General features: G+C 71.0%; 20 protein-coding genes. 9 read left to right on the top strand and 11 right to left on the bottom strand.

The genetic code is table 11. The features are described 5' to 3' along the window. Window positions 1-2 precede the first annotated feature (2 nt). The 3 genes from ACIQD6_RS32100 to ACIQD6_RS32090 all read right to left on the bottom strand — a co-directional run bounded on the left by ACIQD6_RS32100 (window position 3) and on the right by ACIQD6_RS32090 (window position 4,091). Window positions 3-1,337, bottom strand: coding sequence for an ABC transporter substrate-binding protein (locus ACIQD6_RS32100; RefSeq protein ID WP_401889422.1), 1,335 nt, complete (start codon window positions 1,335-1,337; stop codon window positions 3-5). Window positions 1,338-1,505: 168 nt separating this feature from the next. Then, window positions 1,506-2,777: an ROK family transcriptional regulator gene (locus tag ACIQD6_RS32095; protein WP_401889491.1), complete on the bottom strand. Its 1,272-nt coding sequence runs from the start codon at window positions 2,775-2,777 to the stop codon at window positions 1,506-1,508. 246 nt (window positions 2,778-3,023) lie between these two features. Continuing rightward, on the bottom strand, window positions 3,024-4,091 hold the full coding sequence (locus tag ACIQD6_RS32090) for a mechanosensitive ion channel family protein (protein WP_401889419.1): 1,068 nt from the start codon (window positions 4,089-4,091) through the stop codon (window positions 3,024-3,026). A gap of 279 nt (window positions 4,092-4,370) precedes the next feature. Here ACIQD6_RS32090 and ACIQD6_RS32085 point away from each other — a divergent pair, with 279 nt between their 5' ends. Beyond that, window positions 4,371-4,907: an HNH endonuclease gene (locus ACIQD6_RS32085; RefSeq protein WP_401889416.1), complete on the top strand. Its 537-nt coding sequence runs from the start codon at window positions 4,371-4,373 to the stop codon at window positions 4,905-4,907. A 792-nt stretch (window positions 4,908-5,699) separates the two neighbouring features. Here ACIQD6_RS32085 and ACIQD6_RS32080 read toward each other — a convergent pair. Next, entirely contained in the window at window positions 5,700-8,831 is a 3,132-nt protein-coding gene (locus ACIQD6_RS32080) for a beta-N-acetylglucosaminidase domain-containing protein (RefSeq protein WP_401889414.1), read from the bottom strand. 324 nt (window positions 8,832-9,155) lie between these two features. On the opposite strand from ACIQD6_RS32080, the gene ACIQD6_RS32075 reads away from it, so the two are divergent. From ACIQD6_RS32075 to ACIQD6_RS32065, 3 genes are read left to right on the top strand one after another with little or no spacing between them, the layout of a single operon-like run. Continuing rightward, entirely contained in the window at window positions 9,156-9,434 is a 279-nt protein-coding gene (locus ACIQD6_RS32075; protein ID WP_401889411.1) for a hypothetical protein, read from the top strand. Next, window positions 9,435-11,648 carry a 4-alpha-glucanotransferase gene (malQ, locus tag ACIQD6_RS32070; protein WP_401889409.1) on the top strand — a complete coding sequence of 738 codons (2,214 nt, stop codon included), beginning with the start codon at window positions 9,435-9,437 and terminating at the stop codon, window positions 11,646-11,648. A 20-nt stretch (window positions 11,649-11,668) separates the two neighbouring features. After that, window positions 11,669-11,902, top strand: coding sequence for a hypothetical protein (locus tag ACIQD6_RS32065; RefSeq protein ID WP_401889406.1), 234 nt, complete (start codon window positions 11,669-11,671; stop codon window positions 11,900-11,902). 253 nt (window positions 11,903-12,155) lie between these two features. Here ACIQD6_RS32065 and pepN (ACIQD6_RS32060) read toward each other — a convergent pair whose 3' ends face one another. Then, window positions 12,156-14,732: an aminopeptidase N gene (pepN, locus tag ACIQD6_RS32060; protein ID WP_401889403.1), complete on the bottom strand. Its 2,577-nt coding sequence runs from the start codon at window positions 14,730-14,732 to the stop codon at window positions 12,156-12,158. Between the two features lie 99 nt (window positions 14,733-14,831). Here pepN (ACIQD6_RS32060) and ACIQD6_RS32055 point away from each other — a divergent pair, with 99 nt between their 5' ends. Together ACIQD6_RS32055 and ACIQD6_RS32050 are read left to right on the top strand one after the other, a co-directional pair. Beyond that, window positions 14,832-15,062, top strand: a complete 231-nt coding sequence (locus tag ACIQD6_RS32055) for a type II toxin-antitoxin system ParD family antitoxin (RefSeq protein ID WP_401889401.1) — start codon at window positions 14,832-14,834, stop codon at window positions 15,060-15,062. Beyond that, a complete protein-coding gene (locus ACIQD6_RS32050; protein WP_401889399.1) occupies window positions 15,049-15,396 on the top strand; it encodes a type II toxin-antitoxin system PemK/MazF family toxin in 348 nt (115 codons plus the stop codon). The genes ACIQD6_RS32055 and ACIQD6_RS32050 overlap by 14 nt, the downstream gene beginning before the upstream one ends. A 177-nt stretch (window positions 15,397-15,573) precedes the next feature. On the opposite strand, the gene ACIQD6_RS32045 is transcribed toward ACIQD6_RS32050, so the two are convergent. After that, window positions 15,574-16,602: an aspartate-semialdehyde dehydrogenase gene (locus ACIQD6_RS32045; protein ID WP_401889396.1), complete on the bottom strand. Its 1,029-nt coding sequence runs from the start codon at window positions 16,600-16,602 to the stop codon at window positions 15,574-15,576. A gap of 322 nt (window positions 16,603-16,924) precedes the next feature. Here ACIQD6_RS32045 and ACIQD6_RS32040 point away from each other — a divergent pair, with 322 nt between their 5' ends. Next, entirely contained in the window at window positions 16,925-17,380 is a 456-nt protein-coding gene (locus ACIQD6_RS32040) for an NUDIX hydrolase (protein WP_401889394.1), read from the top strand. On the opposite strand, the gene ACIQD6_RS32035 is transcribed toward ACIQD6_RS32040, so the two are convergent. The 3 genes from ACIQD6_RS32035 to pepN (ACIQD6_RS32025) all read right to left on the bottom strand — a co-directional run bounded on the left by ACIQD6_RS32035 (window position 17,370) and on the right by pepN (ACIQD6_RS32025) (window position 21,786). Then, the gene (locus ACIQD6_RS32035; RefSeq protein WP_401889392.1) at window positions 17,370-17,537 is read right to left on the bottom strand and encodes a hypothetical protein; all 168 of its coding nucleotides are present in this window, start codon (window positions 17,535-17,537) and stop codon (window positions 17,370-17,372) included. The two genes, ACIQD6_RS32040 and ACIQD6_RS32035, sit on opposite strands and share 11 nt — an antisense overlap. Window positions 17,538-17,761: 224 nt before the next feature. Continuing rightward, entirely contained in the window at window positions 17,762-18,862 is a 1,101-nt protein-coding gene (locus ACIQD6_RS32030) for a hypothetical protein (protein ID WP_401889390.1), read from the bottom strand. Window positions 18,863-19,089: 227 nt separating this feature from the next. After that, window positions 19,090-21,786, bottom strand: coding sequence for an aminopeptidase N (gene pepN, locus ACIQD6_RS32025; protein ID WP_401889387.1), 2,697 nt, complete (start codon window positions 21,784-21,786; stop codon window positions 19,090-19,092). A 148-nt stretch (window positions 21,787-21,934) separates the two neighbouring features. Here pepN (ACIQD6_RS32025) and ACIQD6_RS32020 point away from each other — a divergent pair, with 148 nt between their 5' ends. Continuing rightward, the gene (locus ACIQD6_RS32020) at window positions 21,935-22,573 is read left to right on the top strand and encodes a DsbA family protein (RefSeq protein ID WP_401889380.1); all 639 of its coding nucleotides are present in this window, start codon (window positions 21,935-21,937) and stop codon (window positions 22,571-22,573) included. 189 nt (window positions 22,574-22,762) lie between these two features. Here ACIQD6_RS32020 and ACIQD6_RS32015 read toward each other — a convergent pair whose 3' ends face one another. Next, window positions 22,763-23,404 carry a superoxide dismutase gene (locus tag ACIQD6_RS32015; protein ID WP_401889377.1) on the bottom strand — a complete coding sequence of 214 codons (642 nt, stop codon included), beginning with the start codon at window positions 23,402-23,404 and terminating at the stop codon, window positions 22,763-22,765. A 200-nt stretch (window positions 23,405-23,604) separates the two neighbouring features. Between ACIQD6_RS32015 and ACIQD6_RS32010 the strand changes: the two genes are divergently transcribed. Continuing rightward, the gene (locus ACIQD6_RS32010; protein WP_401889374.1) at window positions 23,605-24,189 is read left to right on the top strand and encodes a biotin transporter BioY; all 585 of its coding nucleotides are present in this window, start codon (window positions 23,605-23,607) and stop codon (window positions 24,187-24,189) included. A gap of 66 nt (window positions 24,190-24,255) precedes the next feature. Here ACIQD6_RS32010 and ACIQD6_RS32005 read toward each other — a convergent pair whose 3' ends face one another. Further along, the gene (locus ACIQD6_RS32005; protein ID WP_401889372.1) at window positions 24,256-25,587 is read right to left on the bottom strand and encodes an FAD-binding oxidoreductase; all 1,332 of its coding nucleotides are present in this window, start codon (window positions 25,585-25,587) and stop codon (window positions 24,256-24,258) included. Between the last annotated feature and the right edge of the window lie 59 nt (window positions 25,588-25,646).

Below are 25,646 nucleotides of genomic sequence, written 5' to 3'. Positions count from 1 at the left end.
CGTTACTTGGCCTGCTCGATATCACGGTCGATCTGCCGGGCGGTTTTCTCCAGACCGGCCTGGAGATCCTTCACCGCGCCCTTCTCGTACTGGAATCCGAAGTCCTGAAGCGTCTGCTGGTAGGCCGAACCGTTGACGGCGGCCGGGGGTGTGCTGGACCCGGGGTGCCGCGCGATGTCGAGGAACGTCCGGAAGCGCGGATCGAGCTTCAGGCCGGGCGACGCGAGCGCCGCGAAGGTCGACGGCACATTGCGGATGGCGTTCGCGAACCGGACAACCGCCTCGGTGTCGGTGGTCATGTATTTCATCAGCTCCCACGCGGCGTTCTGCTTCGTGCTCTGCGGGGCGATACCCATGATGGTCCCGGAGAGGAAACCCTTGCCGTAACTGTCGCGCTCGTCGTCCGCCACCGGCATCGGCGCCACCCCGATCTCGAACGGAACGTCCGCGTCCTCGGCCATCCCGAGCCGCCATTCGCCGTCGAGCTGCATCGCGACCTGGCCGGTGTGGAACGGGTGCTTGGCGCCCCACTCGTCACCGAACGTGCTGCGGAACCTCTCCAGTTTCCCGTAGCCGCCGAGGTCGTCCACGAGCTTCTTCTGATACGTGAACATCTCCGCGAAAGCAGGGTCCTTGGCGACGGCGGACTTGCCGTTCTTGTCGAAATACGTGTGGTCCCAGCTCGACATGTAGTGATCGACGACCGTTTCGTAGCCGTGATAGGTCGGCATCAGACCGACCTGCTCATAGCTGTCGCCCTTGGTCTTCGTGAGCTTCCTGGCGTCGGCCGCCAGCTCCGACATGGTCTTCGGCGGCGAGGTGATCCCGGCCCTCTTGAAGGCGTCCTTGTTGTAGTAGAGCCCGTACGCGTCGCTGAGCAGCGGCAGCGCGCACCGCTTGCCCTCGAACCGGGTGTACTCCAGCAGCACCTTCGGGAAGATCCTCTCCGGATCGAGCCCGGACTTCTCGATGAACGGCTTCAGATCGGCGAAGGCGCCCGACGAACAGAACTTGCCGACATTGGACGTGGTGAAGGAGGACACCACATCGGGCCCGTTCGAACCGCCCGCGCGCAGCGCCTGGTTGAGCTTGTCGTCATTGATGTTGCCGACGACCTTCACCGTGATGTTCGGGTGGGCCTTCTCGAACCGGTCGATGTTGTCCTGGATCGCCTTGGTCTCGGCGGGCGCGCTCCACCCGTGCCAGAAGGTGATCGAGGTCCTGGCGTTCGGATCGTCGGACGCGCCGGCCCCCGACTGGCCGGTGCACGCGGTGGCGACGACGGATATCGCGGCGACCGCCAGGGCGGAAACGGTCAGACGTCGGTTCTTGGACATGACGGTACTCCCGGGTGGTCGAGGTTCGGGAAGGTGACGTACGGGGAGGCGCGCGGGGAGAACAGGGACGTACGCGGCGCGGGTCGAGGGAGTGAACCGCGGGTCGAGGGGGTGAACGCGGATGCGACCGTGGTGGTCACCGTGGACCGATGCCGACGTGAGGGGCCGTCAGCGCGAGGTGTCGAAAAGCTCGTCGCGCGTGGTCGCGAGAGCGCTCTCCAGGGCGCCCCGCAGTACGGGACGGTGCTGGACCTCGCCGACGAGGAGCCGGGGGCGGGACGCGGCGAGTTCGGCGAGTTCCGCCTGGACCAGCGCGCGCAGCGGCTCACCGCCGGCGGCGATCACCCCGCCCGCGAGGATGATCAGTTCGGGGTCGAGGACGGCGGTCACGGAGGCGAGACCGGTGGCGAGGCGCTGGGCGTACAGCCCTAGCAGCTCGGCCAGTTGACCACTCTCCCCGTGCCGGTCCCGCTCGTCACCGGCCTGCTCGCTCCCGCCGGCCTGCTCGTCACCGGCCCGCTCGCTCCCGCCGGCCCGCTCGTCACCGGCCCGCTCGCCGTCCTCCCCGTACCGGGCCGCGGCCCGTGCCAGCAGCCCGGCGGCGACATCGACGTACGGCTTCTCCGGGGTGTCGAACCCCAGCGACTTGGCGAGCCTCGGCACGGACTGCGCGCCGGCCAGTTCCTGGAAGCCACCGCTGTTGGCCCTGACGACCTGTCGTACGAGCGGAGTTCCGGGGACCGGCAGGAAGCCCACCTCGCCGGCGCCACCGGTGAAGCCGCGGTGCAGCCGCCCGCCGATGACCACGGAGGCGCCGAGCCCCTCCTCGTTCCACAGCAGGACGAAGTCCTCGTGGCCACGGGCAGCTCCGAGCCGCTGCTCGGCGACCGCCGCGAGGTTCACGTCGTTCTCGTACTCGACGGGCATCGGCAGGGCCGCGGCCAGTTCGTCGAGCAGGGTGGGGGAGTGCCAGCCGGGCAGATGGGACGCGTACCGCAGCCGCCCGGTGGACGGGTCGAACGCGCCGGGCGTGCCGATCACCACCCGGCGGACCTCCGCGCGCGTCAGCCCGGCCGCCTTCACGGCCCCGTCCAGGGCGTCCGTCACCTGACGTACGACACCGTCGGTGCGGCGGCCCGGAGTCGGCAGTTCGAACTCGCCGACCGTGGCGCCGGTGACATCGGCGACGGCGGCGAGGATCCGCCGCGGGTTCACATCGAGCGCGGCGGCGTACGCGGCCCGCGCGTTGACGGCGTACAACTGCGCGTTGGGACCGGGACGGCCCTCGGTGGTCCCGGTGGCGACAACGAGTCCGGCCGCTTCGAGGCGGGCCAGCAACTGGGAGGCGGTGGGCTTCGACAGCCCGGTCAGCTTCCCTATGCGCGTCCGCGACAGCGGCCCGTGGAGCAGCAGCAGATCGAGGGCGGCCCGGTCGTTCATGGCCCGCAGCACCCGTGGAGTTCCCGGCGACGGAGTGGTGGATCCGGTCACGGCCTGGCGCCTGCCTTTCGACTGCTGCTCGCTCGCAAACTCACCGACGACAGCGCTGTTAGGAAAGTTTCCTATCAGGCAGGGAACGTAGGCCGGTGGCCGGGAAGCCGTCAATACCTTCTGGCACAACACACCCCCGCGGCAACCAAAGAGTTACCCGCGGGGGCGCGGAGACAAAGGAGTGAGCGGCCGGGTCTACTTCGTGAGGTTCGTGGGCGGAGCTAGCGGGGACGCCGCCAGCGACTGCGGCGAGGTCGGACTGGCCAGCGCCGAGGGAGCCGACACACCCGCCGTCGGGTCGGTCGCCGCGCCGTCCTCCGTCGCGATCAGGATGCCGCCGACGATCTGGATGCCCGCCTCGTCGAACGCGCGCTTGATCCGCCAGCGCAACTCGCGCTCCACGCCCAGCGACTGGCCCGGCATCGTCTTCGCCGAGAGCCGCACCGTCATCGAGTCCAGCAGCACCGAGTCCAGGCCGAGCATCTCGACCGGACCCCACAGCCGCTCGTTCCACGGGTCGTCCTTGGCCATCTTCTCGGCCACCTGTGTGATGACCGTACGGACCCGATCCAGGTCCTCCGACGGCCTGACCATCACATCGACACCGGCCGTCGCCCAGCCCTGGCTGAGGTTGCCGATCCGCTTGACCTCGCCGTTGCGTACGTACCAGATCTCGCCGTTGTCGCCCCGCAGCTTCGTGACACGCAGGCCGACCTCGATCACCTCGCCGGACGCCACACCCGCGTCGATCGTGTCCCCGACGCCGTACTGATCCTCAAGGATCATGAAAACGCCGGACAGGAAGTCGGTGACGAGATTGCGCGCACCGAAGCCCAGCGCCACACCCGCGACACCCGCGGACGCCAGCAACGGGGCCAGATTGATGTTCAGCGCCCCCAGCATCATCAGCGCCGCCGTACCCAGGATCAGGAACGACGTGACCGACCGGAGCACCGACCCGATGGCCTCGGACCGCTGACGCCGCCGCTCTGCGTTCACCAGCAGACCACCGAGCGCGGTGCCCTCCACCGACTGAACGCTGCGGTTCATCCGCTCTATCAGCTTGGTCAGGGCACGGCGGATCACATGACGCAGAACAAGCGCGATCACCAGGATCAACACCATGCGCAACCCGACGCTCAGCCACGTGGACCAGTTCTCCTCCACCCAGCTCGCCGCGTCGGTCGCCCGGTCCGCGGCCTCGTCCAGAGTGACGGGGTCGGGGGGTGGAGCGGCGGCGGCCAGCGGAGCGGACCAGGACACGACAGAGACCTCCAGGTAGGGCCGGACAGGTTGCCGGGCTGGCCAACCACACTAACGGGGCAGTGCGGCCATTCCGGTGCTCCGCCAGGGGGAGAGACACGACTCACGTGTACCCCGTACGGGCCGGGAGCGGCCACCTGCACGGCAGGACGTGGTGTGGTCGAAAACACCCCGAGGCCGTTACCTGGACGTGGTGGCGTTTCGACCAGGCATGAGGAGAGACTGAGTACAGATCGTCCCGGCGCGAGCCACGCGCCGCCGGCGTACAAGGAGGCACCCGTGCCGCACGTTCTGGTCCTCAACGCGTCGTACGAGCCGCTCGGCGTCGTACCGCTCCGCCGCGCGCTCATCCTCGTCCTGGAGAACAAAGCCCTCTGCCTCGAGGAATCCGGCGCCTTCATGCACAGCGAAACCCGTGTCATCCCCGCACCCAGCGTCGTACGCCTGAAGCGCTTCGTACGCATCCCCTACCGGGGCCCCGTCCCGCTCACCCGCCGCGCGCTCTTCGCCCGCGACGGCGGTCGCTGCATGTACTGCGGTGGCGTCGCAACCAGCGTCGACCACGTCATTCCGCGCAGCCGTGGCGGGCAGCACGCGTGGGAGAACGTGGTGGCGGCCTGCCGCCGCTGCAACCACGTCAAAGCGGACCGACACCTGAGGGAACTGGGCTGGAGACTCAACCACCAGCCGGCCCCACCATCGGGCCTGGCCTGGCGAATCATCGGAACGGGACACCGCGATCCGAGGTGGCTTCCGTACCTACAACCGTACGGAGCGGAGGACGCCATGGCCCGAATCGACGGCATCTCGGCGTGATTTTTGGGGCTCGGTCCGCCTCCGGGGCCGGGGGCGACGGCTGGGCTGAGGTTCAACAGACTCGGTGCGAAGGCGGACGTCTCCGCACCGCCGCGCGCGGCCTTCTTTTTTGGGCTCGGTTCGCCTCCGGGGCCGGGGGCGACGGGTGGGCTGAGGTTCAACAGACTCGGTGCGAAGGCGGACGTCTCCGCACCGCCGCGCGCTGCCTTCTTTTTTTGGGCTCGGTTCGCCTCCGGGGCGCCTCAAGCCACTGTCGACGGTCGACCGTGCTCGCCCCCTCGTTCCTCGGGGCCTGCGCGCGCTCTCCCTTACGACAGCGGCGCGCCCCTTCGGCTCACTCGCCGGCGGACGACCCAACCAGAACGCCCAGGCACCCCAACCCCAGACCCGCACCCACACCCCAACCTCAGCCCCCACCTCACCCCACCAGCCCGGGGCGGAGAGACCACTCCAGCCCCACACCACCGGGCCGGGGGAGAGATCCCCCACCGGGGGGCGGCCGTACGGAACCACGAGGCGGCCCGCGGACGGGGAACCGGCGGGAGGGGGACGGGGTCGCAGGAGGTGACGTGTCCGGACGTAGAGCGTGATTTGTGCCGCTCACGAACCCACACCCGAAAAGCACACCCGCACGCGGCGTAAATCATGCAGTCCGGACATGCGCCTCCGGAGGCCGCGGCCCCCGCACCCACCACAAACCGGCGCCCACGGACCACGGCCCCCGCCGGACGGCGCACCGCCCCCGCCGGACGGCGCACCGCACCCCGCCCCCGCCTCGCCGGACGGCACCCCTCACCCCGCCACCCCATACGCCTCCACCGAGAACAGCGAGTACCCGAACCGCGTCCCCCGCCCCTCCCCCTGCACCCGCAAGAACCGCGTCTCCCTCGCGTCCATGCCCACCACCTCGCGCCCGCCCGCCCCGTCCCTCACCGTCGCCGCGGTCCGCCAGTTCCGCCCGTCCGCCGAGACCTGGATGCGGTACCGGCTCGCGTACGCCTCCTGCCACCGCAGCACCACTCGGCCGACCCGTGCGGGCCGCGCCAGTTCCACCTGCCACCAGGCGCCGTCCTCGACGGGGGAGGACCAGCGGCTGACCGGATCGCCGTCGATCGCGGCGGACGCCGGGAAGTCGGCGGTCTCGTCGCCGGAGGAGGTGGCCCTGCCGGTGCGGGCGAGGTCCGGGCCGTCGGTACGGGGCGAGGCCCGTACCGTCAACGTACGGGCGTCACCGGCGAAGGCGAACGGCACCTCGTACGTACCGGCCGGGGTGCCCGCGGGGACGCTGACCTCGACGGGAACGGTTGTACGGGACCCGCGCGGCACCGTCGTCTCCTTGGGCACTTTCACCCGAATGCCGGAAGGCGCCTTCGCGGTGAGTCTGCCCCGTACGTCGACGGGCCGCCGTGCGGACAGCCGGGCCTCGACCGTCTCGGGCTTCCCGCCGATCTGGGCGCCGGTCTCGCCCCGGGGCAGATCCAGTTCGGCTTGCGGTTCGTCGGCGAACCAGGGCACGACGTGGCGGATGGCCGGCGCCGCCCCGGACGCGCTCGGTCCCACGACGCCGGATCCGAGACCCGCGCCGGTCCAGCGGATCCGTATGGCGTCGGCCCGTACTCCCTTCGCGGCCGTCTCGGTCCAGCCGCTCGTGGAGAGCGAGTCCAGCGCGCGCCAGCCCTCGCCGGGGACGTGGACCTCGACGCTCGCGCCGGCGCCCGTGCCGGGTTCGGTCATCGTGTTCACCGTTTCGAGGGATCGGGTCCTGCCGAGGTTGACGGTGTAGGACTGCGCGTCCTTGCTGATCTTCTCGCCGGTCTCGTCAGTCTTGCCGGTCCCGCCGCTGTTGCCCGCCGAGTTCGCCGAGTTCGCCGCGTTCGGGGCGCGGTCCGTGCCTGTCCAGGCCGACGACTCCTTGACCGCCCGGTCGAGGAAGGGGCCGAGCACACCCTTGCCGACCGTGGCCCGACTCGCCCGGGCGGCCTCGCGCAGTGGTTCCAGCGCCAGCGAGTCCTGCCAGGCGCTCGCCCCGTCGCCGCGGTCCTGGGCCTGGAGCATGTCGATGGCCAGCTCACCGGCCTCGCCGTAGCGCGCCAGCTGGTCGAGCCAGGGCCGCACCTCGTCGTCCAGCCGCCCCTCCTCGCCGGAGCCGGAGCCGGCGCCTCCGGCGGCTGCGGCGAGCCCGGCCGCTCCCGCGAGTCGCCGCGGGGCCTCCCGCATCACCGTGAAGGCCGCCCGGAGCCTGCTCGCCGCCGGGTCCCCGGCCGCTGGGTGCCCCGTGTCCGTGACGTCCCTGTTCGTACGGGACTCCCAGAAGTCGTCGAGCAGCGGCTTCAGGTACGCGGACTCCGACGGGTCGAGGATGGAGGACGCGTCGTTTCCGGCCAGCGCGCTCAGCGCCTCACGGGCTTCGGTGTCCCCGCCCGCGAGGTCGTTGATCGCGGCCTTCCAGGACTCCTGAGGCTGGTAGCCGCGCGGATTCCAGGCGTAGTCGGCCGCCGTGAACAGCGGGATACGGGACGCGGACGCCTGCTCCATGGCGTTGGCGAGCAGCGCGACCGAGCCGGCGGCGACGGCCGGTTCGCGGCCGGTGTACGGGCCGAGGAAGAGGCGGCCCTGCTCGTAGTCGTTGACCGGATAGTTGTCCATGGTGACCAGGGGGCGCTTGAACGCGGCGCGCGCCCCCACCAGCTCCCGGCCGGTGATCGTGCGCGGTACGACACCGACTCCGGTCCACGCGACCTGTATGCGGCTGTCGAGCGCGTCCGCGAGCGCCTCGCGGTAGTCCGTGGTGCCGTCCTGGTAGTACTCGGTCGGCATCACCGTGAGCGGCTCGGCGCCGCCGTGCCGGTCCGCCAGATGGTCCGCCACCGCGTTGGCCACGCGGGCCTGCGCCTTGGCGGCGGCCTCGGGGCCCGAGCCGAAGGTGTCGGCGTCCTCGTCGCAGTGCCACTCGCTGTAACTGACGTCCTGGAACTGGAGCTGGAAGGCGCGCACGCCCAGCGCCCACATCGCGTCGATCTTGCGGTTGAGCGCCTTGACGTCCGAGTCCGAGGTCATGCACATGGCCTGGGCGGGGGCGACGGCCCAGGCGAGCGTCACATGATTGCGCCGGGCGCGTTCGGCCAGCTCACGGAATTCGGCGCGCTGCGCGGCGGGATACGGATCGCGCCAGCGCACCTGGCGAAACGCGTCGTCGCCGGGCGCGTACAGGTAGCGGTTCTGCTTCGTGCGCCCCATGAAATCGAGTTGCGCCAGTCGTTGCCGGTGGCTCCAGGGCTGTCCGTAGAAGCCTTCCGTGGTGCCCCGTATCGCCGTCCCGGGCCAGTCCCGTATGACGACTCCCGGGACGGTGGGCCGGCCGCCCGCTGTGACGATCAGCTGGCGCAGGGTCTGCACGGCGTGGAAGAGGCCGTCGTCACCGAGCCCGTCCAGGGCGACGGTGGCGCGTCCGGCGACGGTGCCCGCGGCGATGCGGTAGCCGCCGGTCGGCAGGTCCGCGCGCTCCGGCGCGCGCAGGGCGCGCAGCGCTTCTTGCGCGCCGGAGCCCCCGGCTAATAGGACAGGGCCGGTGCCGGCGGTCGGCTCCCCGGGCGCTCTTCCGGTGGACGACGTGGTGTGAACCGTACGGACGCCTGCCGCCCGCAGCAGTTCCGTCAGCTCCTGTACGGCGTACGGGTCGGCTCCGGCGCCGGTGACGACGGTGACCTCGTCCCCGAGCGGCACGGCGGCTCCGGCCGCCCGGATCGTCTGCGGCCGGGGCCAGACGGAGGGGACGGAGGCGTCGCTCCCGCGGCCGGGCGTAGTGGCCGACGGGGCCGCCGGGTCGTGCGGGGCGGCGAGCGCGCCCGGCGCCGAGCCGAGAAGACCGCCGATCACGGCGACCGCGACGGCGGTCGCGGTCCCCTTCATCCGCCCGAGCTGCATGCCCTGCTCCCCTCAGTGTTTCCGTGACCCCACCGAAGTACGGAAATCCTGACGAACGATCTCACCGGAGCGGTCCGGCCGAGCGGCAAGAGCCCACCACCCCGCGATGAGGGTGTCAACGTGCAAGGCCGTTGTGTCCCTTTTGGCTGTTGCCTGTGATAGGCAGGGGCTCCGCCCGCCGCACGGGGATCCGGGAAACAGACCACGGCGAACCGGGGAACAGATCGTGACTCAACCCACGTTTACGGGGGGTACGGGTCTGCGGTCGTGTTCCCTGGGTAGGGGCTCAATAGTTCTGTTCTCCGATCTCTTGGAGGGGCCATCATGGCCGCGACCGCTCAGCTTCTGCCCACCGCTCTTTCCAAACGGACGGAGCCCGCCTTTCTGATCAGCGAGCCGCCGCTCGCCAAGGTCGGTGCGGGGCCTCTGACCAGCGAACCAGCGTTCGCCGACTGCCCTCCTCTCACCAGCGAACCAGCGTTCGCCGACTACGCGCCCCTGACCAGCGAGCCGCCGCTCGCCGCCGACACCGCCCCGCTGACCAGCGAGCCGACCGCGTACGGCACGGCAGGCTGCAACTGCATGGAGTACCCAGGAGTCTGAATGGGCCTGGCCAGGCTCGCCGAGCTGCACGGTGTCGCCACCGCGTACTCACCCTCTCCGGGCGTTACCGTCCCGGTCCCCGACGACACGGTGGTCTCGGTACTGGCCGCGCTGGGCGTCGACGCGTCCACCCCTGTGGCGGTGGACGACGAGCTGAGCCGCGCCGAGTCCGCCGCCGCGAGCCGCCTGCTGCCCCCGACGCTGGTCCTGTGGGCCGCCCCCGACGGCGCGACTCCCGACCTGCCCCCCTCCTTGGCCACGCTCCCGCCCGGTGCGACGCTCCGGGTGGAGACGGAGCGGGGCGAGTCGGTGGAGCTGCCCCAGTCGGGCTCCGCCGTCCTGGTGGAGGCCGAGGAGCTGACGGGGCCCGCCGTCCAGGCCTCCGCGTGGGCGCGGCTGCCTCTCGGGGTGCACCGGCTGGCCGTGGGGGCCCCTGACGGCAGTACGGCCCGGGTCACGCTCGTCGTCGCGCCCGGTCATGTCCCGCAGCCCCCCGCCCGTACGCACGGCTTTCTGGTGCAGCTCTACTCGCTGCTGTCCCGCCGCTCCTGGGGCATGGGCGACCTCGGGGACCTCGCCGAACTGGCCGCCTGGTCGGGGCGGGTGCTGGGTGCGGGGTTCGTCCAGATCAACCCGCTGCACGCGGCGGTCCCCGGCGCCCCGACCGACCCTTCGCCGTACCGCCCGTCCTCGCGTCGCTTCCCCGACCCGGTCCACCTGCGGATCGAGGACATTCCGGAGTACGCGTACGCCCGCGGCCCCGAGCGCGAGCGGCTCGACGCGCTGGTCGAGGAGGCGGCGGCGCTGCGCGAGTCGGTCCTGCGTGAACCAGTTCCGAGTGAATCCGCCCAGGCAGGGCCCGAGGCCCAGGACACGGGTACGGAGACAAGCGGCGCGCTCATCGACCGCGACGCCGTCTGGGCGCTCAAGCGCGCGGCCCTGGACATCCTGGCCACGGCCCCGCTCGGCCCCGGCCGCCGCGCCGCCTACTGCGACTTCCTGGCCGCACAGGGGCAGGCCCTGGAGGACCACGCCACCTGGTACGCCCTCGCCGAGACGCACGGCCCCCGTTGGCGCGACTGGCCGGCCGGGCTGCGCGACCCCCGCTCCGCCGAGACGGCCGAAGCCCGGCGCGAGCTGCTCGAACGGATCGACTTCCACTGCCGGCTGGCCTGGCTCACCGACGAACAGCTCGGAGCCGCCTCCCGGGCGGCCGGGGACGCCGGAATGGCCGTCGGGATCGTCCACGACCTGGCCGTCGGGGTGCACCCCGACGGCGCGGACGCCTGGGCCCAGCAGGACGCCTTCGCCGCCGGGATGTCGATCGGCGCCCCACCTGACGCCTTCAACGCGCTCGGCCAGGACTGGGGCCTGCCCCCGTGGCGCCCCGACGTCCTGGCCGCGTCGGGCTACGCCCCGTACCGCGGACTGCTCACGGGCCTCCTGCGGCACGCGGGGGCGCTGCGCATCGACCATGTGATGGGCCTGTTCCGGCTCTGGTGGGTACCCGAGGGCCAGGAACCCACCCGGGGAACGTATGTCCGTTACGACGCCGAGGCGATGCTCGCCGTCCTCGCCCTGGAAGCGCACCGCGCGGGCGCCGTCGTCATAGGGGAGGACCTGGGCACGGTCGAGCCCGGCGTACGCGAGGCGCTGGAGCGGCGCGGTGTGCTCGGCACCTCGGTGCTCTGGTTCGAACGGGACTGGGCGGGTACGGGGCAGCCGCTCCCGCCCGAGAGCTGGCGCGAGGGCTGCGTGGCCACCGCGACCACCCACGACCTCCCGTCCACCGCGGCCCGCCTCACCGGTGAGCACGTGGAGCTACGGCACCGCCTCGGCCTGCTCACCCGCCCGCTGGAGCAGGAGCAGGCCGACGACCGGGCGGAGGTCGCCGAGTGGCGGCGCGCTCTCGTCGGTCTGGGACTGCTGCCCGAGGGAGGCGGCGACGAGGAGGACGAGATCCGCGCGGTCTACCGCTTCCTGTCGCGGACCCCGGCCCGGATGGTCGGCATCTGGCTGCCGGACACGGTGGGCGACCGCCGCCCCCAGAACCTGCCGGGCACCTGGGACCAGTACCCCAACTGGAGACTGCCGGTCGCGGACTCCGAGGGCCGCCCGATGACCCTGGAGGAACTGACCGCGTCACCACGGCTGCGCGGCCTCGCGGAGGTCCTGCGCTCCCGTACGGCACCCCCGCGCGCGCGGCCGGTATAGGCGTTCGCTACGTTTGCACCGTGGACAAGAAGAACGCTCTGCGCGCCGGCGCCCTGACGGCCGGTACGACGCTGATGATGCTGCTCATGTCGTCCCCGGCCCTCGCGCTGACCCGCGACGACGGTGACCAGCCGGGTGCGGGCCTGAGTGTCGCCGAGACACTCGGCCTCTTCGTGGTGGCCCCGGTGGTGATCTTCGGGATCATCGCGGGCCTGGTGATGGTCCTGGACAAGTCCCGCAAGCAGCAGGCCTGACGCCAGGCCGGCCCGCCAAACCTCACCCCGCGCTCGTGGCACGACCGTGTCGCGCTCACGCTCGCGGGACCATGATCCGAGAACGCCGTCCGGCACAGGTGTACGGGGCGGCGTTTCTGTGCGACGACTTACGGCTACCGACGACGATTTACGGGTGTCGGCGGCGGCGACTTCGGACCGCCGGCGGCGGGACGGCCCCGTAAGGCCGCTCCCGCCACCCGCTCCCGTCAACACGCCCTAGCTGTTACGCGGGTTACGCGGCCCCCGCCGCCTCGTCCGCGGCCTGCGCCCTCAGCGCGCGCTCGACGCCCGCGCGGGACTCCGAGATCAGGCGGCGCAGCGCCGCGTTCGGGCCCGCCGTCGACAGCCAGGCGTCCGTCGCGTCCAGGGTCGACTGCGCGACCTGGAGCGCCGGGTAGAGGCCGACCGCGACCTGCTGGGCCATCTCGTGCGAGCGCGACTCCCAGACGCCCGTGACCGCCGCGAAGTACTTCTCCGTGTACGGAGCGAGCAGTTCACGCTGGTCGGTCTGGACGAAGCCGCCGATCACGGCCTCCTGGAGCGAGTTCGGCAGCTTGTCGCTCTCCACCACCGAGGCCCAGGCCTCCGCCTTGGCGTCGGCGTCGGGGCGGGCCGAGCGGGCCGCAGCCGCGTGGCGTTCGCCCGCCGCCGTCCGGTCGCGCTCGTACTCCGCCGCGATGTCCTCCTCGTCGTGCAGACCGACCGCCGCCAGCCGCTGGACGAACGCCCAGCGCAGCTCGGTGTCGACGGCCAGGCCCTCCACCGTCTCCGTACCGTCCAGCAGCCCCTGCAACAGGTCGAGCTGCTTCGGCGTACGCGCGGTCGCGGCGAACGCCCGTGCCCACGCCAGCTGGTGGTCGCTGCCCGGTTCCGCCGCGCGCAGGTGGGCCAGGGTGGCGTCCGTCCAGCGCGTCAGCCCCGCCTCGCGCCACGCGGGCGCCGCGTACAGGTCGAGCGCCAGCTTCACCTGGCGGTGCAGCGACTGGACGACACCGATGCCCGACTCCTTGGTGATGCCGGACAGCACCAGCTCCAGGTAGTCGCGCGTGGCCAGCTCGCCGTCCCGCGTCATGTCCCACGCCGACGCCCAGCACAGCGCGCGCGGCAGCGACTCCGTGAAGTCCCCGAGGTGCTCGGTGACGACCCGCAGCGACTCCTCGTCGAGGCGGACCTTCGCGTACGACAGGTCGTCGTCGTTCAGCAGGATCACCGCCGGGCGCGGGGTGTTCGCCGGGAACGGCACCTCGGTGCTCGCGCCGTCCACGTCCAGCTCGATCCGGCTCGTACGGACCAGCTTGCCGTTCTCGTCCAGGTCGTAGCAGCCCACCGCGATCCGGTGCGGACGCAGAACGGGCTCGCCCTTCGCGCCCGCGGGCAGCGCCGGAGCCTCCTGCCGTACGGAGAACGAGGTCACGTGGCCCGACTCGTCCAGCTCGATCTCCGGGCGCAGGATGTTGATCCCGGCCGTCTCCAGCCACGCCTTCGACCAGGTCTTCAGGTCACGCCCGGAGGTCTCCTCCAGCGCGCCCAGCAGATCGGACAGCCGGGTGTTCCCGAACGCGTGCGCCTTGAAGTACGCCTGCACGCCCCGGAAGAACTCGTCCTGCCCGACATACGCGACCAGCTGCTTCAGTACGGACGCGCCCTTCGCGTACGTGATGCCGTCGAAGTTGACCAGCACATCGTCCAGGTCGCGGATCTCCGCCATGATCGGGTGCGTGGAGGGCAGCTGGTCCTGCCGGTACGCCCAGGTCTTCATGGAGTTCGCGAACGTCGTCCAGGACTGCGGCCAGCGGGAGCCCGGCGCGTACGCCAGGCACGCGATCGAGGTGTACGTGGCGAACGACTCGTTCAGCCAGAGGTCGTTCCACCACTCCATGGTGACCAGGTCGCCGAACCACATGTGGGCCAGCTCGTGCAGGATCGTCTCGGCCCGTGTCTCGTACGCCGCGTCCGTCACCTTCGACCGGAAGACGTACTGGTCGCGGAAGGTCACCGCGCCCGCGTTCTCCATCGCGCCCGCGTTGAACTCCGGTACGAACAGCTGGTCGTACTTGGCGAAGGGGTAGGCGTAGTCGAACTTCTCCTGGAACCAGTCGAAGCCCTGCCGCGTGACCTCGAAGATCGCGTCCGAGTCGAGGTACTCGGCGAGCGAGGGACGGCAGTAGATACCGAGCGGCACCGACTGCCCGCCCTTCTCGTACGAGCTGTGCACCGAGTGGTACGGGCCGACGATCAGCGCGGTGATGTACGACGAGATGCGCGGGGTCGGCTCGAAGCTCCAGACGTTGTCCTTGGGCTCCGGCGTCGGCGAGTTGGAGACGACGGTCCAGCCCTCGGGCGCCTTCACGGTGAACTGGAAGGTCGCCTTCAGGTCGGGCTGCTCGAACGACGCGAAGACGCGCCGCGCGTCCGGCACCTCGAACTGCGTGTACAGATACGCCTGCTGGTCCACCGGGTCGACAAAGCGATGCAGGCCCTCGCCGGTGTTGGTGTACGCGCAGTCCGCGACGACCGTCAGCTCGTTCAGGCCCTCGTGCAGCTCTTTCAGGGCGATCCGCGAGTCCTCGAAGACGGCGGACGCGTCCAGCGGCGCGCCGTTCAGCACGACCTCGTGCACGGCGGGTGCCACCAGGTCGATGAAGGTCTCGGCCCCGGCCTCCGCGCTCCGGAAACGCACCGTGGTCACGGACCGGTAGGTGCCGCCGTCCTGCGCGCCGGAGAGGTCGAGGTCGATCGCGTACGCATCCACGGTGAGCAGCTTCGCCCGCCGCTGCGCTTCGTCGCGGGTCAGATTGGTGCCGGGCACGCGGTCATCTCCTCGGTATGTGACGTTTTCCGTCATCCTTCCATGTCGCCGCCCGCCGCGAGGTGGCACCGCATTTCCTACCCGGGTAGCATGGAGAGTATGAAGATCAGTGTGAGTCTGCCGCAGGAGGATGTCGCCTTCGTCGACGAGTACGCGGCGACATCGGAATCCGCGTCGCGGTCCGCGGTGATACACGCGGCGATCGAGCTGCTGCGCGCCTCACAGCTGGAGGCGGACTACGCGGTGGCGTTCGAGGAGTGGGACACGGGCGAGGACGCCGCGTTCTGGGAGCGGACCACGGCCGACGGGCTGGCCGATGCGCAGGGGTGACATCTATCTGATCGACTTCGAACCGGTGCGCGGAAGCGAGGCGAACAAGGCGCGGCCCGCCGTGATCGTGTCCAACGACGCGGCCAACCGCTCGGCCGAGCGCAACGGCCGGGGCGTGGTGACGGTGGTCCCGGTCACCTCGAACACCTCCCGTGTCTTCGCCTTCCAGACCGTCCTGCGAGCGGCGGAGTGCGGGCTCGCCAAGGACTCCAAGGCCCAGTGCGAACAAGTGCGCGCGGTGTCGCCCGACCGGATGCGGCAGCGGATCGGGGCGGTGCCCCGACAGCGGATGGCCGAGCTCGACGCGGCGCTGCGGCGGCATCTGGCCCTGTGACCGGGCCATCCGGCCCTGTGCCGGGCCCCGGCGTCGGGGCCCGCTGTGTGGCGTTCAGGAGGGGGAACGCGTACGGGCGGGGCGGACGTCCGTGAGGAGTCCCGCCCCGCCCGTCGGCAAGCGGCTCAGCCCGTCGGCTCAGCCCGTCGGCTCAGCCCTTGAGCTCCGCCTGTCGGCTCAGCCCTTCAGCTCCGCCGCCACCAGCTCCGCGATCTGGACGGCGTTGAGCGCCGCGCCCTTGCGGAGATTGTCGTTGGAGAGGAACAGCGCCAGGCTGTTCTCCGCCGTCTCGTCGTTACGGATCCGGCCCACGTACGAGGCGTCCTTGCCGGCCGCCTGGAGCGGGGTCGGGATCTCGGACAGCTCCACGCCCGGCGCGTCCTTGAGCAGCTCGTAAGCGCGCTCCACGCTGATCGGGCGGGTGAACCGGGCGTTGACCTGGAGGGAGTGGCCGGAGAAGACCGGCACCCGGACACACGTCCCGGAGACCTTCAGCTCCGGGAGCTCCAGGATCTTGCGGGACTCGTTACGGAGCTTCTGCTCCTCGTCGGTCTCGAAGGAACCGTCGTCCACGATCCCGCCCGCGAGCGGCACCACGTTGAACGCGATGGGGCGCTGGTAGACGCCGGGCTCCGGGAAATCGACGGCCGCGCCGTCGTGGGTGAGCTTGTCGGCCTCGGCGACCACCTTCTGCGCCTGGCCGTGCAGCTCGGCGACACCGGCCAGGCCCGAGCCCGACACGGCCTGGTAGGTGGTGGCGATCAGCGCCGTCAGCCCCGCCTCGTCGTGCAGCGGGCGCAGCACGGGCATGGCGGCCATCGTGGTGCAGTTCGGGTTGGCGATGATGCCCTTGGGGCGGTTCTTGATCGCGTGAGGGTTGACCTCGGAGACGACCAGCGGGACCTCGGGGTCACGGCGCCAGGCGGAGGAGTTGTCGATCACGACGGGGCCCTGCGAGGCGACCTTTTCGGCCAGTGCCTTCGAGGTGGCGCCCCCCGCGGAGAAGAGCACGATGTCGAGCCCGGAGTAGTCGGCCGTGGACGCGTCCTCGACCGTGATCTGCCGGCCCTGCCACTCGATGATGGAGCCCGCGGACCGGGCGGAGGCGAAAAGCCGCAGCTCAGCGACGGGGAAGCCCCGCTCGGCCAGGATGCTGCGCATGACCGTGCCGACCTGACCGGTGGCTCCGACAATTCCGACCTTCACTGGGGCTCCTTCACTCGCGACTGTCCCGGGAACGCGTCCCATCATCATGCGTATGTCCCGGGTCCGCTTGTCCAATCCTCTGTCCGAGGGGCGGGACGGTGCCGGTTACGTCACACAGCGCAGCCGGAAGTGGCACGCGGAGGGCCCTGCGCGGGACCGCAGGTCACGCATGGTCACCGTCCGGGTTCGCCGAGGTCCTGTCGGGTCGATCTTGCGGGCCCGGCAAGGACCGGCCGGTCAGGACCCAGGAGCGGTCAGGGCCCAGGAGTCGGAGAAGTCGATTCAGGCCTGGTACGGCGTCCAAGCGCTCTACCCTCTCGGGATGAACCAGGAGCTACGAGTGGCGGCCTACGCCGTGTGCGTACGGGACGAGCGGATCCTCCTCGCACGCTGGGTGGCGAGCGACGGCACCAAACGCTGGACCCTCCCGGGCGGCGGGATGGAACACGGCGAGGACCCCTTCGACACCGTGATCCGTGAGGTCGAGGAGGAGACCGGCTACGTGGCCGAGATGACGGCGCTGCTCGGTATCGACTCGATCCGCCGCCGCTACCCCCGCAAGCTGGGCCTGTTCGCCGACTTCCAGGGGCTGCGCATCGTCTACGAGGGCCGTATCACCGGGGGTTCGCTGCGCCCCGAGATCGAGGGGTCGACCGATCTGGCCGCCTGGCATCCGCTCGACGCGGTCCACGGTCTCGACCGTGTCGAACTGGTCGACATCGCGCTGCGGTTGTGGCGGGAGCGGCCCTCCCTCGGCCGTGCCGTCGTCAACGGCTGAAAGCACTCGCCGGGATGGTCGTGGAGAAGGTGACGGGCCGTTCGTACGCCACCGAGATCGAACGCCGCATCCGGGGGACCAGGGCCCGGCCGGCCGACGCTACGGGCTCGGCCTCGCCCAGCAGAAGGTGGCCTGCGGCAAGGAGGTCTGGGGTCACAGCGGGGGGATACACGGCTCGACGTCCATCGCGGTCACCACCCGGGACGGCAGCCACTCGATCGCCCTGAACTTCAACGCCGACTGGACGGGTAACCCGGGCAAGGTCGTTGACGCGGAGTTCTGCGGCTGAGGACTCCGGAGCGACGGGGACTGAAGCGACGGGGACTGATGGGGGCGGGCGGCCGTGGCCACGCGGCCGCCCTCCTCACTGTGCCCCGGGCCTCATCGCGGCAGGACGACCACATGCGCCGCCGGATCCCGGCGGTCCGCCGCCGTCAGGGCCGTACGGACCACCGTCGCCTGCTGCTCCATCGACTCCCGCAGCTTCCTGGGCGTGAGATGCACGACGGTGATGCCGAGCCGTTCCAGATGCTCGCGTTTGCGGACGGTCGCCGACCACTGCGCGTCGTCGTCGGACCAGTCACCCTTACGGCCGCCCTGCCGCTGCGCCCGGGTGTCCAGTTCGACGGCGACCGCCTGCTCGGGCCAGTAGGCGTCCGCACCGCCCAGATGCGGTCCGCCCGGCAGCCGCAGGTCGACGTTCCACACCGGTGCGGGCAGCCCGTACGTCCGCACCATCTCGTACAACCGCCCCTCGGCCAGCGAGCGCCCCTCGGCGAGCAGCGTGTCCACCGCGTCCACCACATGGGGCCGCACCAGGAGCCCGGACTGGTTCAGCTCCCGTACGAGCGCGGCCGGTTCGCAGTGCCCGCCGCGTACCGCCTCGGTCAGCAGTCCGACCACGGAGTCGGCGTCGGACAGCTCGGCGACCGCGTCGGCCACCGCACGCCCCACGGGCGCCACCGGCACTCCGTCGATCTGTTCGGACCGGGGGAGGGCATGGGCGCGGATGATCCGGGCGCAGCCCGTGGACCGCAGCCGCCGGGTGCGCGGTACGAGCACATTGATGTGCGTGAGGGAGGGCACCGAGGGGGTGGACGAGAAACCGTGCAGCGCCAGCGCCGCGAGGCCCGTGATCATCACCGCGCTGTACGGGGGCGCGGTCGGCGCCTGAGGCCCGGACGGCCGCTGGGCCGACTGCGGCCCGGTCTGCGCCGGCACCCCCTTGGCGCCGTCCGCGCTCGGCCGCACCGCGTACAGCAGCACCGCGTGCAGCCGCTCCTCGCTGGTCGGCGGGCCCGCGTGCAACACGTAGACCCCCGGCAGCAATTGCTGCCAGGGGCCGCCGGGCCGGCACCGGGCGGCGACCCGGCCGGCCGGGACGCCGTGCTCACGCAGCTGCGCGAGGGAGAGCACGCGGTGCTGGACGTCACCGGAGAGGTTGGTGAGGAGGAGGGGGACGGCGGGGGCATTGTTGTTCATGTCCCGGGATCTCCCCATGCCTCACCCGACCTCAACCCTTGTTACGCCTTCATCGACAAAACCGGACAAGTTCGGCTTAAAGTACGGGAGTTCGACGGCCGATCAGGATGCCCACCCGGATGTCCGGGCAACCATCTTTCGCCCGTTCAGCCCGTTCAGCCCGTTCAGCCTGTTCAGCCCGTTCAGCCTGTTCAGTCCGTTCGGCCTGTCCGGCCTGTCCGGTCCGTTCAGATGGCCGTCGCCGCCGCGGCGTCGCACTCCTGCCCGCGCAGCGCCCGTGCCAGATCGTCCCCCGCCTCCAGCACCAGCCTGCGCAGCGCGGGCGCCGCGTCCTGGTGCGTGTCGAGCCAGGCGTGCGCCGCGTCCAGCGTCCGACGGTCCCCCTGAAGCGCCGGGAACAGCCCCCGCACCACATCCATGGCGATCTGGATCGAACGCTCCGTCCACACCCGCTCGATCACCTCGAAGTACCTGGCCGCGTACGGCGCGAGCAGCTCACGCTGGGCGGGCTGTACGAAGCCGGAGATCGTCGCCTCGACCAGCGCGTTCGACAACGCGTCCGACTCGACGACCTGCGCCCAGGCCTGCGCCTTGACCGAGGCCGAGGGCCGGGCCGCCAGGCAGCGCATCTGGTGGCGCTTGCCCGACGCCGTGTCGTCCCGGGCCAGTTCGGCCGCGACGACGGACTCGTCGGCGAGCCCGTGCGAGGCCAGCGGCTCCAGGAAGGACCAGCGCAGCTCCTGGTCGACGACAAGGCCGTCGATCTTCGCCGTACCGTCCAACAATCCCCGCAGGAGCTGGAAGTCCGCCTCCGTCGTCGCGACCGACGCGAAGAAGCGGGCCCAGGTCAGCTGGTGCTGGCCGGCCGGCTCCGTCGTCCGCAGCTCTCGCAGCGCGCCCTCGGCGAGCAGTTGTCCGCCCTGCTCACGCCAGTTCGGCGCCGCGTAGTGGGTGAGTGCGGAACGCGCCCAGGTGTGCAGCATCTGGAGCACGCCGATGTCCGTCTCGCGGCCCGCGTGGGTGAGCACCAGCGCGATGAAGTCCCGGGTCGGCATGAGCGCGTCCCGCGTGAGGTTCCACAGCGCGGACCAGCACAGGGCGCGCGCGAGCGGGTCGGCGAGGTCGCCGAGACGCGCCCGCAGGGTGTCCAGCGAGCCCGCGTCGAAGCGGACCTTGCAGTACGTCAGATCGTCGTCGTTGACGAGGATCAGTTCGGGCTTCTCCGCCCCGGCCAGCTCGGTGACGACCGTGCGCGGCCCGGCCACGTCCGTCTCGGCCCGCGCGTACCGCACGAGTTCGCCCTCCGGCGTACGCCGGTACAGCCCGATGGCCACCCGGTGCGGCCGCAGTTCGGGGTGCGACTCGGGGGCGTCCTGCACGACCGCCAGCTCGGTGATCCGGTCCTGGGCGTCGTACAGCACCTGCGGGGTGAGCGAGTTGACCCCGGCGGTCTGGAGCCAGGAACGCGACCAGTCCGCCATGTCCCGCCCCGAGGTCTCCTCCAGTACGGACAGCAGATCGCCCAGCCGCGTGTTCCCGTACGCGTGCCGCTTGAAGTAGCGCCGCGCGCCTTCCAGGAACGCGTCCTTGCCGACGTACGCGACCAGCTGCTTCAGCACCGACGCGCCCTTGGCGTACGTGATGCCGTCGAAGTTCAGCTTGGCGTCCTCCAGATCACGGATGTCGGCTGTGATCGGGTGGGTGGACGGCAGCTGGTCGGCGCGGTAGGCCCAGGACTTGCGGTTGTTGGCGAAGGTGATCCAGCCGTCGGTGAAGCGGGTGGCCTCCACCATCGAGAAGGACCCCATGAAGTCGGCGAAGGACTCCTTCAGCCACAGGTCGTCCCACCACCGCATGGTGACCAGGTCGCCGAACCACATGTGCGCCATCTCGTGCAGGATGACGTTCGCCCGGCGCTCGTACGACGCCCGCGTGACCCGGCCGCGGAAGATGAACTCCTCGCGGAAGGTCACCAGACCGGGGTTCTCCATCGCGCCCAGGTTGTACTCGGGCACGAAGGCCTGGTCGTACTTCCCGAAGGGGTACGGGTAGTCGAAGTGGTCGTGGAAGAAGTCCAGGCCCTGCTTGGTGATCAGGAAGACGTCGTCCGCGTCGAAGTGCCGGGCGAGCCCCTTGCGGCACAGCGCGCCGAGCGGGATCTCCAGGACCGTGCCGTCGTCGAACGTACGCCGGTAGGAGTCCGTCACATAGTGGTACGGGCCGGCCGCGATGGCCGTGATGTACGTCGAGATGGGCTTCGTCTCCGCGAAGTGCCACGTGTTGGCACGGGGCTTGGCGCCGGGTTTGGCGCCGGGCTCGTCACCTGGCTCGTCGCCCGGCCTGTCGCCCGGAGTGCCCTCGCCGTTGCCCCAGACCGTCCAGCCCTCGGGCGCGGTCACCTCGAAGCGGTACGGCGCCTTGAGGTCCGGCTGCTCGAAGTTGGCGAAAACACGACGGGCGTCGGCCGGTTCGTACTGCGTGTACAGATAGACCTCGCCGTCCTCCGGGTCGACGAAGCGGTGCAGGCCCTCGCCGGTCCGGCTGTACGCGCACTGAGCGTCCACCACCAGCACGTTCTCCGCCTGGAGGTTCTCCAGCGCGATACGCGAGCCGTCGAAGACGGCGGCCGGGTCCAGACCGGTCCCGTTGAGGGTCACCGAGGTCACGCTCGGTGCGATCAGATCGGCGAAGGTGGCGGCCCCCGGCTCCGTACAGCGGAACCGGATCGTCGTCACCGAACGGAAGGTCCGCGGACCGCCCGGACTCTCCGGCGTACCACTGTCCCGCGCATCCGCGCCGGGCGCACCGCCGTCCGGCGTCGAGTCGACCGCCGAGCGCAGGTCGAGGGCGACCTCGTACCCGTCTACGGACAGCAGGCCCGCCCGCTCGCGGGCCTCGTCGCGGGACAGATTCTCACCGGGCACGGTCACTCCTTCGTGGCTCGCCTTCAGGGCACGTTCAAAACCGGACCGATCCTCGCATGTGCCACTGACAGGCGGTATCCGGGAATGCCCTCCGCGGTCCGGCACGTTTGCGGTGGAGAGGCGTACCGCAGCCGTGATGAGGAGAGACATGTCTGACAAGACTCCTGTTGATTTCTGGTTCGACCCGCTCTGCCCCTGGGCCTGGATGACCTCGCGCTGGGTCCTCGAAGTCGAGAAATTCCGTGATATCGAGGTCCGCTGGCACGTGATGAGCCTGGGGGTCCTCAACGAGGACAAGCTGGACCAGCTCCCCGAGCAGTACCGGGAGAACATGCTCCCCGGCGGCAAGTCCTGGTGGGCGGTCCGCGTGGTCATCGCCGCCCAGCAGCTCCACGGCGACGAGGTCGTCGGCAAGCTCTACACGGCGCTCGGCACCCGTTTCCACAACCGGGGCGAGGGCTCGACCCGCGAGGCGATCGCCGGCGCCCTGGCGGATGCCGGACTGCCCGCCGACCTGATCGACTACGCGGACTCCGACGCGTACGACACCGAACTGCGCGCCTCCCACAAGGAAGGCATCGACAAGGTCGGCCAGGAGGTCGGCACGCCGGTCATCGCCGTCCCCGGGGCGGACGGTGAGCAGATCGCCTTCTTCGGCCCGGTCGTCACTCCGGCGCCCAAGGGCGAGGAGGCCGCGAAGCTCTGGGACGGCACGCTGATGGTCGCGTCGATCCCCGGTTTCTATGAGATCAAGAGGACCCGCACCCAGGGCCCCATCTTCGACTGACCGGCCCCCGTCCATCGACCGGTCCCGTCCACCGCCCGGCCTGTCGGCGGGACGCGGAAGGACCCCCGCGAGTCATGTCCTCGCGGGGGTCCTTCGTCATTCCGCCCGCCGGTGAAGGTTGAGAAGACGATCACGAGCAGGACGTTTACCTGTCCCCCGCCCGCGGAGCGAGCGGGGGAGTCAGGGGGCCTACGGCGCCAGTAGCAGGTTGTTCGCGCGCTCCTTCGCGGCGGCGTAACGCTTCGCCACGTCCTGCCAGTTGACGACCTCCCACATCGCCTCGATGAAGTCCACCTTCTGGTTCTTGTACTGGAGATAGAAGGCGTGCTCCCAGGCGTCGAAGACCAGCACCGGCACCGATCCCTGGCCGACGTTGCCCTGGTGGTCGTAGACCTGCTCGACGATCAGGCGCGCGCTGACCGGCTCGTACGCGAGGACTCCCCAGCCCGATCCCTGGGTGGTCGCGGCGGCCTTGGTCAGCTGGGACTTGAAACCGGCGAAGGATCCGAAGGACTCGGCGATCGCGTCCGCGAGTTCGCCGACACCGTCCGCGGCCAGCGGCTCGCCGCCGCCGTCACCGGTCATGTTGTGCCAGTAGATCGAGTGCAGGATGTGGCCGGAGAGGTGGAAGGCGAGGTTCTTCTCCAGCCCGTTGATCGCTCCCCACGACTCCTTGTCGCGCGCCTCCGCCAGCTGTTCGAGGGTGTCGTTGGCGCCTTTGACGTAGGCCGCGTGGTGCTTGTCGTGGTGCAGCTCGATGATCTGCGGGTTGATGACCGGTTCGAGCGCCGCGTAGTCGTACGGAAGCTCAGGAAGCGTGTACATGGCCATGTGTCCGGGCCCTCCGACCTCTTATTGCACATCTTATGCAAGTGCAGGCTAGCAGCAAGTGACTGGATGCGATCTTTATGACACCGGCACCTCCGACAACGTCCAGGCCTCCGCTCTGTCGGTGACCGACGGTGTCCCGGCCAGGACCGGTGGGCTAACGTCGGGCTGTTCCGAACCGTCCTCACGCCCGCGGAGTCCCCATGAGCACCGTCGCCGCCACCCCTCGAACCGGAGTCGTTCTCGCCGACCTGCTCCCCGCCACCCGCACCCGGGACATCGCCCTGGTCGCCGGGGGAGCGGTGCTCACCGGTCTGGCGGCGCAGATCGCCGTCCCGGTCCCCGGCTCGCCCGTCCCTGTCACCGGCCAGACCTTCGCCGCGCTGCTCGTCGGCACCGCCCTGGGCGCCCGCCGCGGTTTCCTCTCGCTCGCCGTCTACACCCTGGTCGGGATGGCGGGCGTGCCGTGGTTCGCCGACGGCAAGTCCGGCCCCGGCGGCGCCTCCTTCGGCTATGTCCTCGGCATGCTGCTCGCCGCGACGGTGGTGGGTGAGCTGGCCCGGCGGGGCGGTGACCGCTCCGTACTGCGTACGGCCGGGACGATGGTGGTGGGCTCCGCGGTCATCTACGCCGTGGGCGTGCCCTACCTCGCGATGTCCGCCGGCCTGTCACTGAGCGCCGCGGTCGCGGCCGGCCTGGTTCCCTTCCTGCTGGGTGACGCGCTCAAGGCGGCCCTGGCGATGGGCGCGCTGCCCACCACCTGGAAGCTCATCGGCCGCCGGGACTGACGCCGTTCGTGGCCGGCCGGCTCCTCCGTTCCATCGTTACCGTTCACCGGAAGCGGTTCACCGGGTTCACCGGAACAGGCTCGCCGGGTCGTATGCGGCCTTCAGCCCGGCGAGCCGACGCTCCGTCTCCGCGCCGTACAGGCCCTCCGTACGGGAGCCGTCGGCGAAGCCGAAGTTGCGCGAGCGGCCCACGGTCAGCGGGGCGAGCCGCCGGAACACCCGGTCGTACAGTCCCCGGACCGTCCCCGGGTCCGTCCCGTCCAGCGGTGACAACACCCGTACCAGGAAGCCCGCTTCGCGGTGCGGCACGGCATTGGGCACGTCGGGCTCCTTCGCGAGCGCCCCGCCGAGTTGGTTGATCTGGACGACGCACATCATCGGTGCGCCGGGACCGGTCAGCGCCAGTACGTCCATGAGCGCGTCGGCGTCCGGCTCCCGGAGCATCGCGCTGTCCCCGTAGTACGCGTGCGGATGCTCGGGATCGCTGTGGATGGACGCGGAGTCGGTGTACGGCATCTCCCGCAGCGAGTCGCTCAGCGCGGGCCCGGCGGCCCGCAGCGGCGCCACCAGCCGCTCGCCCGCCGCCTCCGTCCCGGTGTGGGCCACCCGTACGGACACGGTGTACCGGCCGCGCAGCGGCTCCGGCACCATCGGCAGATCCGGGAACTCCATCACGGACAGGCTCGACGTCACCGTGTCCGGCACGGTCCGGGTCCACTCCAGATACGTCCGCACCACCGCGCCCACCAGCTCACCGCCGAGCAGCAGCGAGCCGCCGTAGAGCCGCGCGACCGGTAGGAGCCCGATCTCCAGCGCCGTCACCACCCCGAGGCCGTGCCCGCCACCGCGCAGCGCCCAGAACAGCTCGGGCTCGCTCTCCGGCGTGACGCGGAGCAACCGGGCGTCCGCGGTGACGAGATCGAGGGCGCGCACATGGTCGGCGGCGTATCCGTACTCCCGCGCCAGCAGCCCCAGACCACCGCCCAGGGTGTACGAGACGGCGCCGACGCCGGGCGCGGAACCGTTCGGCGGGGCCAGGCCGTGGGGCGCCGCCGCCTCGATGACCTGCCGCCAGCGCACGCCCGCCTCGATCCGGGCGGTGCGCGCCGTCGCGTCGATCCGTACGCCGTCCATCCGCCGGGTGGTGATCAGGACGCCGCCCTCCGAGGCCCCCGGCAGCCCGTGGCCCGTGGCCTGGACGCGGACGGGCCACCCGTGGGCCGCCGCACGGGCGACGGCGGCCCGTACGTCCTCGGCGTCGGTGGCGCCGACGACCAGCTCCGGGCGCGGGGCGAAGCCCGTCTGGAAGCCCGCGATCTCGGCTTCGTAGCCGGGATCGCCGGGACGGAAGAGGGCGGTGGTGTCACGGAAGTCGAGGGCGGTGCGGTCGTCGGACATGAGTGAGGCTCTCCGTTCGCTCGGTGGGGGTCCACTCGGTGCGTACGGAGAGCCTCACG

It is taken from the genome of Streptomyces sp. NPDC088400 (assembly GCF_044753355.1).
Taxonomy (GTDB): Bacteria; Actinomycetota; Actinomycetes; order Streptomycetales; family Streptomycetaceae; genus Streptomyces.
This window is presented reverse-complemented; position numbering and strand designations above follow the sequence as displayed.

Excerpts from the sequence above, each read along its gene's own strand:
- ACIQD6_RS32100 (WP_401889422.1), bottom strand. The coding sequence starts at position 1,337 with ATGTCCAAGAACCGACGTCTGACCGTTTCCGCCCTGGCGGTCGCCGCG.
- ACIQD6_RS32095 (WP_401889491.1), bottom strand. The coding sequence starts at position 2,777 with ATGAACGACCGGGCCGCCCTCGATCTGCTGCTGCTCCACGGGCCGCTG.
- ACIQD6_RS32080 (WP_401889414.1), bottom strand. The coding sequence starts at position 8,831 with ATGCAGCTCGGGCGGATGAAGGGGACCGCGACCGCCGTCGCGGTCGCC.
- ACIQD6_RS32075 (WP_401889411.1), top strand. The coding sequence starts at position 9,156 with ATGGCCGCGACCGCTCAGCTTCTGCCCACCGCTCTTTCCAAACGGACG.
- malQ (WP_401889409.1), top strand. The coding sequence starts at position 9,435 with ATGGGCCTGGCCAGGCTCGCCGAGCTGCACGGTGTCGCCACCGCGTAC.
- ACIQD6_RS32055 (WP_401889401.1), top strand. The coding sequence starts at position 14,832 with ATGAAGATCAGTGTGAGTCTGCCGCAGGAGGATGTCGCCTTCGTCGAC.
- ACIQD6_RS32050 (WP_401889399.1), top strand. The coding sequence starts at position 15,049 with ATGCGCAGGGGTGACATCTATCTGATCGACTTCGAACCGGTGCGCGGA.
- ACIQD6_RS32040 (WP_401889394.1), top strand. The coding sequence starts at position 16,925 with ATGAACCAGGAGCTACGAGTGGCGGCCTACGCCGTGTGCGTACGGGAC.
- ACIQD6_RS32030 (WP_401889390.1), bottom strand. The coding sequence starts at position 18,862 with ATGAACAACAATGCCCCCGCCGTCCCCCTCCTCCTCACCAACCTCTCC.
- ACIQD6_RS32020 (WP_401889380.1), top strand. The coding sequence starts at position 21,935 with ATGTCTGACAAGACTCCTGTTGATTTCTGGTTCGACCCGCTCTGCCCC.
- ACIQD6_RS32015 (WP_401889377.1), bottom strand. The coding sequence starts at position 23,404 with ATGGCCATGTACACGCTTCCTGAGCTTCCGTACGACTACGCGGCGCTC.
- ACIQD6_RS32010 (WP_401889374.1), top strand. The coding sequence starts at position 23,605 with ATGAGCACCGTCGCCGCCACCCCTCGAACCGGAGTCGTTCTCGCCGAC.
- ACIQD6_RS32005 (WP_401889372.1), bottom strand. The coding sequence starts at position 25,587 with ATGTCCGACGACCGCACCGCCCTCGACTTCCGTGACACCACCGCCCTC.